At 72.0% G+C, this 14,653-nt stretch carries 11 protein-coding genes; 7 read left to right on the forward strand and 4 right to left on the reverse strand.

The features are described from left to right. Positions 1-60: 60 nt before the first annotated feature. Together LHA35_RS03120 and LHA35_RS03125 are read right to left on the reverse strand one after the other, a co-directional pair. The gene (locus LHA35_RS03120; RefSeq protein ID WP_226604351.1) at positions 61-822 is read right to left on the reverse strand and encodes an alpha/beta hydrolase; all 762 of its coding nucleotides are present in this window, start codon (positions 820-822) and stop codon (positions 61-63) included. Beyond that, positions 819-1,988: a fumarylacetoacetate hydrolase family protein gene (locus tag LHA35_RS03125; protein ID WP_226604353.1), complete on the reverse strand. Its 1,170-nt coding sequence runs from the start codon at positions 1,986-1,988 to the stop codon at positions 819-821. Before LHA35_RS03125 ends, LHA35_RS03120 begins: the two co-directional genes overlap by 4 nt. Positions 1,989-2,153: 165 nt before the next feature. Here LHA35_RS03125 and LHA35_RS03130 point away from each other — a divergent pair, with 165 nt between their 5' ends. The 7 genes from LHA35_RS03130 to LHA35_RS03160 all read left to right on the forward strand — a co-directional run bounded on the left by LHA35_RS03130 (position 2,154) and on the right by LHA35_RS03160 (position 9,473). Next, positions 2,154-3,485, forward strand: a complete 1,332-nt coding sequence (locus LHA35_RS03130) for an extracellular solute-binding protein (RefSeq protein WP_226604355.1) — start codon at positions 2,154-2,156, stop codon at positions 3,483-3,485. A gap of 19 nt (positions 3,486-3,504) precedes the next feature. Further along, positions 3,505-4,425: a carbohydrate ABC transporter permease gene (locus tag LHA35_RS03135; RefSeq protein WP_226604357.1), complete on the forward strand. Its 921-nt coding sequence runs from the start codon at positions 3,505-3,507 to the stop codon at positions 4,423-4,425. Then, a complete protein-coding gene (locus LHA35_RS03140) occupies positions 4,422-5,306 on the forward strand; it encodes a carbohydrate ABC transporter permease (protein ID WP_226604359.1) in 885 nt (294 codons plus the stop codon). Before LHA35_RS03135 ends, LHA35_RS03140 begins: the two co-directional genes overlap by 4 nt. Positions 5,307-5,355: 49 nt before the next feature. Further along, positions 5,356-6,063 carry a DUF2243 domain-containing protein gene (locus tag LHA35_RS03145; RefSeq protein ID WP_226604361.1) on the forward strand — a complete coding sequence of 236 codons (708 nt, stop codon included), beginning with the start codon at positions 5,356-5,358 and terminating at the stop codon, positions 6,061-6,063. Positions 6,064-6,271: 208 nt separating this feature from the next. After that, positions 6,272-7,327 (forward strand): Ldh family oxidoreductase, encoded by a 1,056-nt coding sequence (locus LHA35_RS03150; RefSeq protein ID WP_226604362.1) that lies wholly within the window; start codon positions 6,272-6,274, stop codon positions 7,325-7,327. Positions 7,328-7,431: 104 nt separating this feature from the next. After that, a complete protein-coding gene (locus tag LHA35_RS03155) occupies positions 7,432-8,559 on the forward strand; it encodes a glycosyltransferase family 4 protein (RefSeq protein WP_226604364.1) in 1,128 nt (375 codons plus the stop codon). Next, complete coding sequence (locus tag LHA35_RS03160) at positions 8,556-9,473, forward strand: glycosyltransferase family 9 protein (RefSeq protein WP_226604367.1); 918 nt, start codon at positions 8,556-8,558, stop codon at positions 9,471-9,473. The genes LHA35_RS03155 and LHA35_RS03160 overlap by 4 nt, the downstream gene beginning before the upstream one ends. Before the next feature lie 191 nt (positions 9,474-9,664). Here LHA35_RS03160 and LHA35_RS03165 read toward each other — a convergent pair whose 3' ends face one another. Further along, a complete protein-coding gene (locus LHA35_RS03165; protein ID WP_226604369.1) occupies positions 9,665-11,977 on the reverse strand; it encodes a calcium-binding protein in 2,313 nt (770 codons plus the stop codon). 728 nt (positions 11,978-12,705) lie between these two features. Further along, entirely contained in the window at positions 12,706-14,601 is a 1,896-nt protein-coding gene (locus LHA35_RS03170) for a PAS domain-containing protein (protein ID WP_226604371.1), read from the reverse strand. Between the last annotated feature and the right edge of the window lie 52 nt (positions 14,602-14,653).

Below are 14,653 nucleotides of genomic sequence, written 5' to 3' on the forward strand. Positions count from 1 at the left end.
TGCTCCCCGACGCACGCCACCAGCGGACCGGCATCCGGACAGGAATGCCGGTCCGCACGCTCAGCCCGCGGGATCGAGCAGCGCGGCGAGGGTCCGGCGCAGCAGCAGCAGGTCCTGCGGCCGGGACAGCCGGTGGTCCCCGTCCTTCACCAGCGTGACCTGTACGTCCGGCCCGGAGATGGCGGCGGCGGTGCGGAGCGAGAGCTCCCAGGGCACGTCGGGGTCCTGCTGGCCGTGCAGCAGCCGCACCGGCGCGGTGATGGCAATGGGCGCGTGCAGCAGCAGGTGGCTGCGGCCGTCCTCCAGCAGGGCGCGGGCGATGGGGTAGGGGTCGCCATAGGCGCTCGGCCGCTGCCAGACGCCGTCGCGCGCCATGGCCTCGCGCGCCGCCGGCGACAGCGACTCCTCGATCCGCGCGGTGAAGTCGGGTGCGGCGGCGATGCCGATCAGCCCGGCCAGCCGCTCCGGCTGCCGCATCGCCAGCAGCAGGGCAATCCAGCCACCCATGGAGGAGCCGATGAGGATCTGCGGCCCCTCCGTCAGCGCGTCCAGCACCGCCGCGGCATCGGCCGCCCAGCGGCCAATCGTCCCCTCCACGAACCGCCCGCCGCTGGCGCCGTGGCCGCTGTAGTCGAAGCGCAGGAAGGCCTGGCCGCGCGCGGCGCAGAAGGCCGAGAGATCCTCGGCCTTCGTGCCCGTCATGTCGCTGTTGAAGCCGCCGAGGAACACCACGCCCGGACCCCGCCCGGCGCGCCGGCGCCAGGCGAGCTCGACGCCGTCGCCGCGATCCAGCCGGCCGGCTTCCTCCACGGCGGCACTCATCGCCGTGGCAGACCGCGCTGCGCTAGGTTGGCGAAGAGCGCGCCGGTGCCGAAGGTCCAGGGCGGGCAGGCATCGGTGCGCGCCACCTCGTTCACCAGCGCGCCCAGTCGGGGGGTCGCGATCCGCACCACATCGCCCGGCCGGTGCGTGAAGCCCTGGCCGGGCGCGCCGCGGTCCTTGCTGGGCGAGAAGGGCGTGCCGAGGAAGAGCACGGCGCCGTCCGGATACTGGTGGTGCGGCCCGATCAACTGCCCGACGATGTCGCGCGGGTCGCGGCTGATGGCGCCGACCGCGCCGGTCTCCTCCAGCCGGAAGCCATCCGCGCCCTCGATGGCCAGGCTGATCTCGGCGGCGCGCACATCCTCCAGCGTGAAGCCCGCATCGAACAGCCGCAGCAGCGGGCCGAGCGCGCAGGAGGCGTTGTTGTCCTTGGCGCGGCCGAGCAGCAGGGCGGAGCGCCCCTCGACGTCGCGCAGGTTCACGTCGTTGCCCAGCATGGCGCCAAGGATGGCGCCGCGGGCATTCACCGCCAGCACCGCCTCCGGCTCCGGGTTGCTCCATTGGCTGACCGGATGCACGCCGATCAGGGAGCCTGTGCCCACCGCTGCCATGGGCGGGCATTTGGTGAAGATCTCGGCATCCGGGCCGATGCCGACCTCCAGGTACTGGCTCCACCAGCCCTTCTGGACGAGGGCCGCCTTCAGCCGCATGGCCTCCGGGCTGCCCGGCCTCACGGCCGAGAGGTCGTCGCCGATGATGCCGCGCACCTCGGCCCGCACGGCCTCCGCCTGGGAAGCGTCGCCGCGGCAGCGCTCCTCGATTACCCGCTCCAGCATCGAGCGCACATAGGTCACGCCGCAGGCCTTCACCGCCTGCAGGTCCACGGGCGCCAGCAGCCAGGGCTTTCCCGGGTTGCGCCGGTCATGCACGCTGTTGGCCAGGGCGGCCGGCAGGTCGAGCGGCATGGGCACGCCGCGGTTGCGGATGGCAAGGACCGGATCGGCCTCGTTCAACCAGGCGCTGACCGTGCCATAGGCGGGTGTCATGTCGAAGGCGGCGCCGCGCAGCACCGCGACGGCCGCAGGTCCTTCCGGCGTCATCACCCGCGCGGCGAAGCAGCCCTCCCGCCAGTCCTCCGGCAATGCCTGTCCCTCGAGCCGCGCCATGCGTCCCATCCTCCCCGGTTTTCGTGGCCGCAGCCTAGCGGAGCGGGCGCGGCCGGGAAGCCCCCCGCGGATGTCGGAACGGGCTTGCCGCCGGCCCGGCTTTCGGCCGACCATCCCCCTCTACAGGGGCGGGCACGTATCCGCCCCGGTTTCGGGGAGAGATCCATGAACGGCATCACGCGCCGCGAGGCGCTGCGGGCCGGCGCGGCGGCATTGGCCGCCCCCGCCCTGGTGGAGCGGGCCAATGCGCAGAGCGCCTTCGACTGGCGCCGCTTCCGCGGCGAGCGGATCGAGGTGACGGTGCAGCTCTCGCCGCGCGGCCAGTTCCTGCAGCAGAACAACAAGGAATTCGAGGACCTCACCGGCATCCGGGTGGGGCTGGAGGTGGTGCCGGAACAGCAGCACCGGCAGAAGATCATCGTCGAATATGCCTCCGGCCGGCCCAGCTTCGACGTCACCGAGATCAGCCTGCATGTGAACAAGCGGCAGGTCGGCAAGGCGCGCTGGAACACCGACATCAAGGCGCTGCTGGACGACCCGGCGCTGACCGCGCCGGATTTCGACTTCGCCGATTACGGCGAGGGCATGGTCACCTACGCGACCCAGGCGGATGGGAGGCTGGACAGCTGCCCGGCCGGCGCGGACTACTTCATCCTCTACTACAACAAGGAGCTCTTCGCGGCGAAGAACGTGGAGGTCCCGAAGACCTGGGACGAGATGTACGAGGCGGCGAAGCGCCTCGCCGACCCGTCGAAGCAGGTCTATGGCCATGTCGGGCGCGGTCTCAAGAACGCCAATGTGGTGCTGTGGTCGAGTTACCTGCTCGGCACCTCGCAGCGCGACATGATCGATGCCAACCGCCAGCTCATCACCGACACGCCGGATGCGGTCTGGGCGGGCGAGACCTACAAGAAGTTCCTGCGGGACGTCTCGCCGCCCGGCTCCATCGGCTTCAATTGGAACGAGTGCCAGACGACCTTCATGCAGGGCCGCGCCGCCATGTGGGTGGACGGCATCGGCTTCGCCGCGCCGCTCGAGGATGCGCGGCGGTCGCGCGTCGCGGGCAAGGTGGGTTATGCCGTGGTGCCGCGGGGGCCGGGAAGCCACCATTGCGCGCTGTTCGGCGCGGGCTATGCGATCCCGGAGGCCTCGCGCAGGAAGGGCCCGGCCTGGTTCTACATCCAATGGGCGCTGGGCAAGGCGAACCAGCTGAAATGGCTCACCTCCGGCGCCGGCGTGCCGGCGCGCAGCAGCCCCTTCCGCAATGAGGAAGCGATCGGCCAGTCCCACTTCCCCCGCGACTTCTTCCAGACGCTGGAGGCGAGCGCGCGGATCGCCCGCGCCGGCCTGCCGGAGATCGTGCCCGTCACCCAGTTCCGCGACGTGATCGGCACGGCGCTGACCAATACCATCAGCGGGGCCGATGTGGCGGCGGAGCTGAAGCGCGCCACGGCGGAATTCCGCCCGATCCTGGAGCAGAGCGAGCGGGAGACGTGAGGCGAGGGGACCCCGCCTGATGCCGCGCGACATCGCCATCCTGGATGGCCCGGCCGAGGCGGCGCTGCCGCGCGGCCGCCGCAACTACGCCAGGCGCTATGCCTGGTTCGTGGTGCCGGCGGCGGTGGTGGTCGTCGCCGTCATCCTCTTCCCCTGGCTCTTCACCCTCTATGTCTCCGCCTTCGACTGGCATCTGGGCAGCGAGCGGCGCTGGGTGGGGCTGGAGAATTACGTCCGTCTCTTCACCGATGCCCGCTTCGGCTGGGCGGTGCTGCGGACCCTGCTCTACACCGTGCTGGCGGTGGTGGCGCCCATGGTTCTGGGTCTCGCCGCCGCGCTGTGCTTCCACCGCCGCTTCCCGCTGCGCGGCCTGGCGCGCACCGTCTTCATCCTGCCGATGATGGCGACGCCCGTGGCGGTGGCGCTGGTCTGGACTATGATGTTCCACCCGCAGCTCGGCGTGCTGAACTGGCTGCTGACCCAGGTCGGGCTTCCGCCCTCCATGTGGGTCTATTCCGCGGAGACGGTGATCCCGACCCTGGTGATGGTCGAGGTCTGGCACTGGACCCCGCTGGTCATGCTGCTGATCCTGGGCGGCCTCGCCTCCCTGCCGACCGACCCCTATGAGGCGGCGAAGATCGACGGCGCCTCGCCCTGGCAGGCCTTCCGCCACATCACCCTGCCGCTGCTCGCGCCCTTCATCGTGGTGGCGCTGATCATCCGCACCATCGACGCGCTGAAGGCCTTCGACACCATCTATGTCATCACCCAGGGCGGGCCGGGCCAGGCCAGCGAGACGATCAACATCTTCCTCTACCTGCAGGCCTTCGCCTTTTACAATGTCGGCTACGCCTCGGCGGTGGTGGTCGTCTTCTTCGCCATCATCATGGTCCTCGCGGCGCTGCTGCTCTGGACCCGCCAGCGGGTGAAGGTGACATGAGGCGCGGCATGGTCGGGCAGCCGGGCCACGCGCCCGGGCCACGCTCCCCGGCGATCAGGCGCCTGCGCCGCCTCGCCGCCGATGCCGGCTTCGGCCTCGCCGTCCTCGCCCTGGTCTCGCCGGCGGTGCTGGTCTTCCTCTGGATGCTCTCGCTGTCGCTGAAGAACGAGCTGGACAACACCGCCTGGCCGCCGGTCTTCCTCCCGGACCCGCCGACCCTGGACAATTACCGGGAGGTCTTCGCGCGGAACGACTTCCTCCTCTTTGCCTGGAACAGCGTGGTGGTGTCCTTCTCGGCCACCGGCCTCGCCCTGCTGGTCGGCGTGCCCGCGGGCTACGGCATCGCCAAGATGCGCGCCATCCGGGCGGCGGCGCTGATCCTGATCGCCCGCATCACGCCGGGCCTGTCCTACCTCATCCCGCTCTTCCTCCTGTTCCAGTGGCTGGAGCTGACCGGGACGCTGCTGCCGATCGTCATCAGCCACCTCGTCATCACCGTTCCCATCGTGGTCTGGGTGATGATCTCCTTCTTCGAGGGGCTGCCGGGGGAGCTGGAGGAGGCGGCGCTGGTGGATGGCGCGACCATCTGGCAGGCCTTCCGCCATGTGGCGCTGCCGCTGGCGAGGCCGGGGATCACGGTGGCGACCATCCTCGCCTTCATCTTTTCCTGGAACAACTTCGTCTTCGCCATGGTGCTGGCGGGACGGGAGACCCGGACGCTGCCGGTCGCAGTCAACAACATGCTGACCTTCGAGCAGATCAGCTGGGGCCCGCTCTCGGCCGCGGCGCTGCTGGTGACGCTGCCGGTGCTGCTGCTGACGCTGGTGGCGCAGAAGCAGATCGTGGCGGGGCTGACGGCGGGGGGCGTGAAGGGCGCCTGAACCCCCGCGCGCCATAATCGTTGGCCCGACGGTGACGGAGGGCAGGAGCATGGCGGAAGAGCGGGCGCGCGGAGCCTGGGCGGCGGGGCTGCTGGGCTTCGCCCTGGGCGGCTTTTTCGACGGCATCCTGCTGCACCAGATCCTGCAATGGCACCATCTGCTGAGCGGCTGGATCCCCGGCGGCACGGTCGAGCTGGACCGGATGCATGTCAGCTGGGACGGGCTGTTCCACACCGCGCACTACATCCTCCTGGCGCTCGGCCTCGCCCTGCTCTGGGGCAGGCCGGGGCGGGTGCCGGCCGGCTGGCTCGCCATCGGCTTCGGCCTCTGGCACGTGGTGGACGCCGTGGTGGTCCATTGGGTGCTCGGCCTGCACCGCATCCGGCAGGACAGCCCGCAGCCGCTGCTCTGGGACCTCGTCTTCTTCGGCCTCGGCATCGCCGCCATCGCTCTCGGCTGGGCTTGGCGCCGGCGCGCGCCGGCCCTGCCGCGCGGCGTGGCGACCGTCCTGCTGCTGCTCGGCGCCGCCGGCGCGGCGCTGCCGGCGCGCGGCCCGGCCCTGGTCGCCTTCACCCTGCCGGCCGGGCAGGCGCCGCTGCTCGCCGTGCTGGCCGATGCGCCGCTGGCGGGACTCGGCGACGGCATCGTCATACTCGCCGCCACCGACACGGCGCGGCTGCGCCGGGCGGCCTACGCCCTCGGCGCCGCACCGGTGCCCGTGCCTCCCATCCCCGGGCTTTGCCTCACCCGCCTCTGATGTTGTTCCGCATCAATGCGGAGGCATGGATGCGGCCTTCGGCGCCGGTGCCGCCTCAGCCGCCGATGGCGGCCGCAGGTCAGGACGCAGGCCGGCCGCCATGACGCATGGTTGACGAACGCCTCGCTTGCGCCGAGGAACGCGGCGTCACCCGCGCCGGAGAGTCCGCCTTGCGCCGCATCCCTCGCCTTCCCCCGCAGTCCTGCCCATGACCACCCGCTGGGATGCCGGCGCGCTGCGCGCCTTTGCCGCCACCCTGTTCGAGCGCGGCGGGATGGAGGAGGAGAAGGCCACGGTCGTCGCCGATGTGCTGGTCGAGGGCGACCTGATGGGCCACGATACCCATGGCCTCGCCCTGCTCGCCCCCTATCTCGATGGCCTCGCCAGCGGCGACATGCAGGGGGAGGGGCGGCCGACGGTCCTCACCGCGACGCCGGTCGCCGAGACCTGGGAAGGCGGCAAGCTGCCGGGGCCCTGGCTAGTGCGCCGCGCCGCCGACCTCGCCTCCGAGCGCGCGATGACCTTCGGCCTCGCCGCCGTCTCCATCCGCCGCGCCCACCACATCGCCTGCCTGGCCGCCTATCTCCCGCGGGTGGTGGAGCGCGGGCAGGTGCTGCTGGTCCTCTCCTCCGATCCCGGCACCGCCTCGGTCGCGCCCTGGGGCGGCACGCGGCGCGTCATCACCCCGAACCCGATCGCCGCCGGCTGGCCCAGCCCGACGGGCCCCGTCATGATCGATGTCTCCATGTCCATCACCACCAATGGCATGACCGGCCGCCGCCGCGCCGAGGGCACGCGCTTCCCCTATCCCGCGCTGCTGGATGCGGAGGGCAGGCCGACCAACGACCCAGAGGCCTTCTTCACCGAACCGGCGGGCACGCTGCTGCCGCTCGGCGGCATGGCGGCCGGGCACAAGGGCTTCGGCCTCGGCCTGATGGTGGAGGCGCTGACCTCGGCCCTCGGCGGCTATGGGCGGGCCGACCCGCCGGCCGGCTGGGGGGCTTCCGTCCTCGTCATGGTCATCGACCCGGCCCGCTTCGGCGGCACCGAGGCCTTCCTGCGCGAGACCGGCTGGATGGCGGACGCCGTGCACGCCAACCCGCCCGTGCCGGGCGGCCCGGCGCCGCGCCTGCCGGGCGAGCGCGCCTGGCAGCGCCGCGCGCAGGCAATGGCGGAAGGCGTGGCGCTGCATCCCACTATCCCGCCGGTGCTGGCGGCCCGGGCCGCGGCGGCCGGCATCGCCGCGCCGGCCCCGATCGCCTGACCGGCCTGGCCCGCCGATGCGCGCGGCCCGCGGCGATCCTGCGCATCGGCGGCGCGGGCGCGACCGGGGATGACGCGCCGCGGCGGCGCCGCTACCACCTGCTGATGCCCTCCTCGCCTTCCGACCTCACCGTCCTGCAGGTGCTGCCCGCCCTCGTCTCGGGCGGGGTGGAGCGGGGCACGCTGGAGATCGCCGAGGCCATCATCCGGGCCGGCGGCCGCGCCCTGGTCGCTTCGGCCGGCGGGCCGCTGGTCGCGCCGCTGGAGGCGCTCGGCGCCCGCCACATCACCCTGCCGCTGCGGAGCAAGTCTCCCCTCGGCATCCTGCGCAATGCCGGCGCCCTCGCCGGGCTGGTACGGGCGGAGGGCGTCCGCATCCTCCATGCCCGCTCCCGCGCCCCGGCCTGGTCGGCGCTGCTGGCGGCGGGGCGCACGGGCGCGCATTTCGTCACCACCTATCACGGCACCTACAACGAGAATTTCCCGGGCAAGCGGCTCTACAACTCGGTCATGGCGCGGGGCGAGCGGGTGATCGCCATCAGCAGCTTCATCGCCGGCCATATCCGGGAACGGCACGGGACCGGCCCCGAACGCATCCGCGTCATTCCGCGCGGCGTCGACCCGGCGCTGTTCGACCCCGCCGCGGTGGCGCCCGCACGGCTGGAGGCGCTGCGCGCCGCTTGGCAAGTGCTCCCCGGCCGGCCCGTCATCCTGCTGCCGGCGCGGCTGACCCGCTGGAAGGGCCAGGGCGTGCTGGTCGAGGCCATGACACAGGTGCCGGAGGCGGTGGCGCTGCTGGTCGGCGGCGGCAACGAGGCCTTCCGGGCCGCGCTGCGGGCGCGGATCGCCACGCTCGGCCTCACGGACCGGGTGCATCTGGTCGGCCATGCCGAGGACATGCCGGCCGCGCTGCTGCTGGCCGATATCGTGGTGCATGCCTCGACCGATCCGGAAGCCTTCGGCCGCACGGTGATCGAGGCGCAGGCCATGGCACGGCCGGTGATTGCCGCCGATCTCGGCGCGCCGCGCGAGACGGTGCAGCAGGGCGTCACCGGCTGGCGGGTGACGCCGGGCGACCCGGCCGCGCTCGCCGCGGCGCTGCGGGCCGCGCTGGAGATGCCGGCCGAGGCGCGGGCCGCGATCGGCGCGCGGGCGCGGGCGCATGTCATGACACGCTACACGACGCGCGCCATGCAGGACGCCACGCTCGACGTCTACCGGGAACTGGCATGAGCGAGGCGATCCTCGTCATCAAGCTCGCCGCGCTCGGCGATTTCGTGCAGGCCTTTGGCCCCTTCGCGGCCATCCGGGCGCATCACCCGAAGGCGCGGATCACCCTGCTGACGACGCCGCCCTATGCGGAACTGGCCGCGCGCAGCCCGTGGTTCGATGCGGTCTGGGCGGATGGCCGGCCTTCCTGGACCGACCTGCCCGCCATCTGGCGGCTGGCCCGGCGGCTGCGCGGCGGCGGCTTCCGGCGCGTCTATGACCTGCAGACCTCCGCCCGGTCCTCCCGCTACCGCTGGCTGGTCGGGCCTGGGGTGGAGTGGTCCGGCATCGCCCGCGGCGCCAGCCACCCGCACGACAATCCGCTGCGCGACCTGATGCACACGGTGGAGCGCCAGCGCGAGCAACTGGCGATGGCCGGCATCACGGAATTCCCGCAACCCGACCTGTCCTGGCTGGATGCCGATATCGCGGACTATGCCCTGCCGCCACGCTTCGCCCTGCTGATCCCTGGTGCCTCCCCCGGGCGGCCGGGCAAGCGCTGGCCGGCGGCGCATTTCGCGGCGCTGGCGGCCGGGCTGGGCCTGCCGGTCGCGGTGGTGGGCGGGCCGGCGGAGCGGCCGCTGGCGGCCGAGATCCTGGCGCGCGCGCCGGGTGGCATCGACCTGACGGGCCGCACCAGCTACGCCGCGCTCGGCGCGGTGGCGCGGCGGGCGGAATTCGCCATCGGCAACGATACCGGCCCGACGCATCTGGTGGCCGCGGCCGGCTGCCCGACGCTCGCGCTGTTCGGGCCGGAGAGCGACCCGGCGCTCTGCGCCCCGCGCGGACGGGCGGTGGCGGTGCTACGGCGGGACAGCCTGGCAAGGCTCGAGGTGGCGGAGGCAAGGACGGCGCTGGCGGGGCTGGTGGCGGCCTGACCGGCGCTGCCCCGGCGAAGCACGCCGCGAGCCCCCGGGGGCTCGCGGCACCATGGGTTCCGGCCGGTTCGGGGGCCGCGGCCCGGGCCGGATGGCGCCGTGCCGGGAATGGCCGGGTCGCCGGCGGCCCGGCCATCCCCACCCCTTCAGGACCTCCCGCGCCGCCTGTCGCGCGGCGCGGGGGCAGGATATCAGGCGATCCAGCTCACATCGTAATTGTACTGGTAGTTCACCACGCCGGTGTAGCCGACCAGCGTGACATGGCCGTTCGACTGGGCATTGGACCAGGAGATCACGGTATTGCCGCCGTCCGGTGTGACACTGAAGTGGGCGGTGCTCGTCACCCCGGTGCCGGTGCCGAAGACAATGAAGTTCTTGTCGGACAGGCCGGTGATCCGGTCGATGCCGTTGTCGCCGGCGATGAAGGCGAAGATATCGGCGTTGCCATTGCCGTCATGCATCGTGTCATTACCGGCGCCGCCGATGAGGATATCGTTGTTGCCGCCACCCGCCAGCGAGTCGTTGCCGTCGCCGCCGAAGATGTAGTCGATGCCGGAGCCGCCATCGAAGGTATTGGCCCCGCTTCCGCCGAAGACGGTGTCGTCGCCGCTGAGGAGGTTGAGGCTCAGCGGCGTGGTGGTGCCGCGGAAGTCGAACCGGTCGGCCTGCGGGGTGGGGGAGGCGGTGGTGCTGGTCACAACGCTGAGGCGGAAGGTGTCGCTGGCCGAGAAGGTGCCGTCCGAGGCCCGCACGGTGAAGGTGTAGCTGCCGAGCGCCGTGGGCGTGCCGCTGAAGGTGCCGGTGGCGGCGTTGAAGCTGACACCCGCCGCCGCGCCGCTGACGAGCGAGTAGGTCAGCGGGGTGCCGTCCGGGTCCGCGAAGTTGCCGGACACGCTGAACGAGGCCATCGCCTGGTTCAGGGTGACGACCAGATCCGGGATGAGCGTCGAGACGACGGGCGCCTCGTTCACATTGGTCACGCTGATGGCGACCGCCTTGTCGGTGGTCTGGCCGGCGGCCGTGGCGCGGAGGATGATGTCGTAGACATTGTTGGCGCCGTGGTCGGTCGGGGCCTCGAAGTTGGGCGAGGCCCTGAAGGTGACCGCGCCGGTCGAGGCATTGATGGCGAACAGGCTGGCATCGGCGCCACCGGCGATCGACCAGGCGATCGCATCGCCCTCCGGGTCGGTGGCGGTGGCGGTGTAGACCGCGACCTGGGTGCCGATGTTCTCGGCCAGGCTGGCCGCGGCGCCTGAAGTGATGACCGGTGCCTCGTTCACATTGGTGACGCTGATGGTGAAGGTCCTGCCGAGGCTCAGGCCGGCATCGGTGGTGGCAGTGAGGTTGAGGTTGATGCTGGACGCCGCCTCGTGGTCGAGCGCCCGGCCTTCCTTGAGCTTCAGCACGCCTTCGGCCACCTCGAAGCGGGCATCGTCGACCGCGTAGGTGATGCCGGTAGCGGGCGCCGGGCCGACCGTCGTCAGGACGCCGATCACGGCGCCATCCGCATTCTCGGCGACGCTGTTGCCCGCAAGGGTGATCCCGGTCGGCGCGCTCACGCCATCCACCAGCACCGTCAGCGCCTCGAAGCGGATGGCGGACAGCCTCAGCGCCGTGGCGATGTAGCTCTCGCTGTCCGAGGTCGGGCCGGCGAAATGCCCGGACAGACCGGAGAGGTCGGCCTGGATGCCGGCATCGAGCCATTGCGTGCCGGTCAGGTTCACCAGCAGGGTGTCGAAGCCCTCGCCACCATCGAGGAGATCGAGGCCGCTGGCCGGGGCGGCGGCCGGGCTCTGCTTGACGAGATCGTCGCCCTCGCCGCCGGCGACGGTATCCGCCCCCGCATTGCCTTCCAGCGTGTCATGGCCCGCGCCACCCGCAACCTGGTCGTCGCCGGCGCCGCCCATCAGGATATCCGCCTCGGCGCCGCCATCGATGGTGTCGTTGCCGTCGCCGCCCAGGATGGTGTCATTGCCGGCCTCGCCATACAGCAGGTCGTGGCCGCTGCTGCCGTCCAGGCTGTCCCTGCCGTCGCCGCCATAAAGTGTATCGCTGCCGTCGCCGCCATTCATGCGGTCATCGCCGCCACGGCCATAGAGCAGGTCGTTGCCGTTGTTGCCCGAGAGCGAGTCGAGGTCGTCGCCGCCATCCAGGGTGTCGTCCCCGTCCCCGCCCTGCAGGGTATCCATGCCGGCGCCACCGATCAGGCTGTCATTGTCGGCGTAGCCCATCAGCTGGTCGCTGCCGTCGCCGCCGATGAGGGTGTCATTGCCGTCGCCGCCGTTCAGGCTGTCATTGCCGATGCCGCCATCCAGGCTGTCATGGCCGGCACCCCCGACGAGCTGGTCGTTGCCGTCCTCGCCGAGCAGGGTGTCGTTCCCGCTGCTGCCCAGGACGCGATCGGCGCCGCCTCCCGCCGCCACATAGGCGGCGATCCCGAGGCCCAGCCGGGTGGCGGTGTCGATGTAGTCGGCGTTGTTCGTGCCGCTCAGGATGCCAGACATCGGGGATCTCTTTTTTGTTAACGTTCTGTGCGCAATGAAACTGTGGTTGATTACCTATTGCGGTCAAGTTCCAAAAAATAGAAAAACGCCACGAGTGTAATTTTTGAGAGTCTAAGGTGTCCTTCCGCGGGTCGCACCGAAGCCGGGCGCCGCCGGTGCGGCGAGCTGGCGTCAGGAATGATCCTATAAGTTGTGAAAATCGGCGGTTTCACAGCCATGCAGGCGGATGCCTCAAGAAGCATTCGACCCAGCCCCCGAGCGGTGCCGGACCGTGTTTCGCGTCATGCATGTGGTGCCGATCTGCGGTGGCCGCCTGGCGCGGCAGGCACACCGCCCAGCCCGGGTCCGGAAAGCACCGACGCGAAGCCGCCACCCTCGGATGGCGCGCCCATGGCCGAAGCTCCTCCGCCGGCAGGCCGTGCATCGCGGAGCAGGGTCTCGCTCCGGGGCATGCACGCCCCGCCGCGATCCGTTCCACCCGGGCCGCCCTGCCGGCTGCAGCGGGTTGCGTTCGGAACTGAACGCCCATCCGCCAAAGGCCATTGGTCGCGGAGCAGGGTCTCGCTCCGGGGCGTGCACGCTCTCCCGCGATCTTCTCTACAGCGGATTGCGTTCAAAACTGAACGCCAATCCGCTGCAGGCCATTGTCCGTAGAGCAGATTCACGCTGCGGGGCGTTCACGCCCCTCCGCGATCTTCTCTAGGCCGCGATGGCCGGTGGCCCGTCCTTCAGCGCGGCCGCAGGCTCGCCAGCGGCAGCTCGGCCTCCACCACCAGCCCCTCGGCCCGCCAGGCGCGCCGGAGCGCGCCGCCCAACTGCCGCTCCAGCGTCGCCTGCAGGACGCGCGTGCCGAAGCCTGCGACCGGTGGCGGGCCCGCCAGCGTCGGGCCGCCCCGTTCCTGCCAGCGGAGCCGAAGCCGGCCTTCGCTCTCCGCCACCTGCCAGTCCAGCGCCACCTGGCCGCCGGCGACGGAGAGCGCGCCGTATTTCGAGGCGTTGGTTGCCAGCTCGTGCATCGCCATGCCGATGGCCTGCGCCGCCTCCGGCACGACGGTCAGCGCCGGGCCCTCGACCAGGATGCGCGGCGCCCCCGGAGCCGGCCCCTCGCCCGAGAGGAAGGGCTGCAGCTCGGCCCGGAGCAGCGTGGCGAGGTCGGCGCCGGTCCAGCCATTCTCGGCGAGCAGGGTATGCGCCCGGGCCAGCGCCGAGACCCGCCCCTCCACCATCCGCGCATAGCTGTGCGGATCGTCCCGCGGCGTCAGGCGCAGCGCGGCCTGCACCACCGCCAGCACGTTCTTGCCGCGGTGATCCATCTCCCGCATCAGCAGCGCCTGGCGCTCTTCCACGCGCTTGCGGTCGGTGACATCGGCGACCACGCCGGCCATGCGGCGCCCGGCCGGCCGGTCCTCCGGCAGCGCGCGGCCCCAGCTCCGCAGCCAGCGCTCCTCGCCATCGGAGCGGCGGATGCGGAACTCCGCAGCATAGTCGCCGCCGGTCTCGATCGCCCGGCGGAAGGCGGCCGCGACGGCGGGGCGATCCCCGGGGTGGATCTGCGCGGCGATCGCGGCCCGGTCCAGCTCCGTCTCCGCCGGTTCGCGGCCGAGGATCGCCGCCAGCCGCGCATCCCAGCGCATGCGGCCGGTGGCGATGTCGGCCTCCCAGGCGCCGAGGCCGCCCGCCTCCATCGCGACCCGCAGCCGCTCCTCGCTCCGCCGCAATGCGGCCTCGGCCGCCTTGCGGGCGGTGATGTCGACATGTGCGCCGTAGGCGACCCGGCCACTGCCAAGATCGACCCCCTGGACCCGCACCAGCACGTCCCGCAGCACCCCGTTGCGGGTCCGGTGCTGCGCCTCGAATTCCTGCGCGCCCGTGGCGAGGCGGTGGGCGCGGCCGCGCTGGCGGATTGCCTCCTGGTCGCCGAGCACGTCGATATCGCCGATCGAGAGGCGGAGGAACTCCTCCCGCGGATAGCCGTAATCGGCGCAGGCCTGGGCGTTGACGTCGAGGATGCGGTGGCTGGCCGGGTCGATGACGATGACGGCGAAGGGGGCCGCATCGAACAACACCCGGTAGCGCGTCTCGGCCTCCCGCCGCTGGGTGATGTCGAAGGTGACGCCGGCCGCCCGCAGCGCCTGGCCGCTCACCGGGTCGCGCTCCGTCACCCGTCCTTGGGAGCGCAGCCACCGGACCGTGCCGTCCGGATGAGTGACGCGGAACTCGGCCGCATCGAACGCGTCCTCGCCGGGCGGGCGGGACAGAGCGCGTCGGATGGTGGCGGCGCAGCGCTCCCGATCCTCCGGATGCACGGCGTCCAGCACCGCCATCGTGGTGTCCAGGGTCCCGGCCGGGCGGCCATAGAGCGCCTCCCGCCCGGCCGAGCCTGTCACGCGGTCGCCCGGCACATCCCATTCCCAATGCGCCATGCGCGCGGCGGCGAGGGCGAGGCGCAGCCGGGCCTCGCTGGCCGCGAGCGCGGCGCGGCTGGCCCACAACTCCGCATTGGCGCGGCGCAGGGCCGCATTCGCGGCCTCCACCGCCTGCAGATCCGCCGTCCGCTCGGCAAGGTCCCGGGCGATCCGCCCGCCCTCTTCGCCCGAATCCGGCCGGCCCGGCCCTTCGATCATGGCAGCCGGCAGTGGCAGGCCGCTGCCGGATGGCCGGCGCGGCGAGGTGCAT

It is taken from the genome of Roseicella aerolata (assembly GCF_020523605.1).
In the GTDB taxonomy this organism is placed as follows: Bacteria; Pseudomonadota; Alphaproteobacteria; order Acetobacterales; family Acetobacteraceae; genus Paracraurococcus; species Paracraurococcus aerolatus.

Excerpts from the sequence above, each read along its gene's own strand:
- LHA35_RS03120 (WP_226604351.1), bottom strand. The coding sequence starts at position 822 with ATGAGTGCCGCCGTGGAGGAAGCCGGCCGGCTGGATCGCGGCGACGGC.
- LHA35_RS03125 (WP_226604353.1), bottom strand. The coding sequence starts at position 1,988 with ATGGCGCGGCTCGAGGGACAGGCATTGCCGGAGGACTGGCGGGAGGGC.
- LHA35_RS03130 (WP_226604355.1), top strand. The coding sequence starts at position 2,154 with ATGAACGGCATCACGCGCCGCGAGGCGCTGCGGGCCGGCGCGGCGGCA.
- LHA35_RS03135 (WP_226604357.1), top strand. The coding sequence starts at position 3,505 with ATGCCGCGCGACATCGCCATCCTGGATGGCCCGGCCGAGGCGGCGCTG.
- LHA35_RS03140 (WP_226604359.1), top strand. The coding sequence starts at position 4,422 with ATGAGGCGCGGCATGGTCGGGCAGCCGGGCCACGCGCCCGGGCCACGC.
- LHA35_RS03145 (WP_226604361.1), top strand. The coding sequence starts at position 5,356 with ATGGCGGAAGAGCGGGCGCGCGGAGCCTGGGCGGCGGGGCTGCTGGGC.
- LHA35_RS03150 (WP_226604362.1), top strand. The coding sequence starts at position 6,272 with ATGACCACCCGCTGGGATGCCGGCGCGCTGCGCGCCTTTGCCGCCACC.
- LHA35_RS03155 (WP_226604364.1), top strand. The coding sequence starts at position 7,432 with ATGCCCTCCTCGCCTTCCGACCTCACCGTCCTGCAGGTGCTGCCCGCC.
- LHA35_RS03160 (WP_226604367.1), top strand. The coding sequence starts at position 8,556 with ATGAGCGAGGCGATCCTCGTCATCAAGCTCGCCGCGCTCGGCGATTTC.
- LHA35_RS03165 (WP_226604369.1), bottom strand. The coding sequence starts at position 11,977 with ATGTCTGGCATCCTGAGCGGCACGAACAACGCCGACTACATCGACACC.
- LHA35_RS03170 (WP_226604371.1), bottom strand. The coding sequence starts at position 14,601 with ATGATCGAAGGGCCGGGCCGGCCGGATTCGGGCGAAGAGGGCGGGCGG.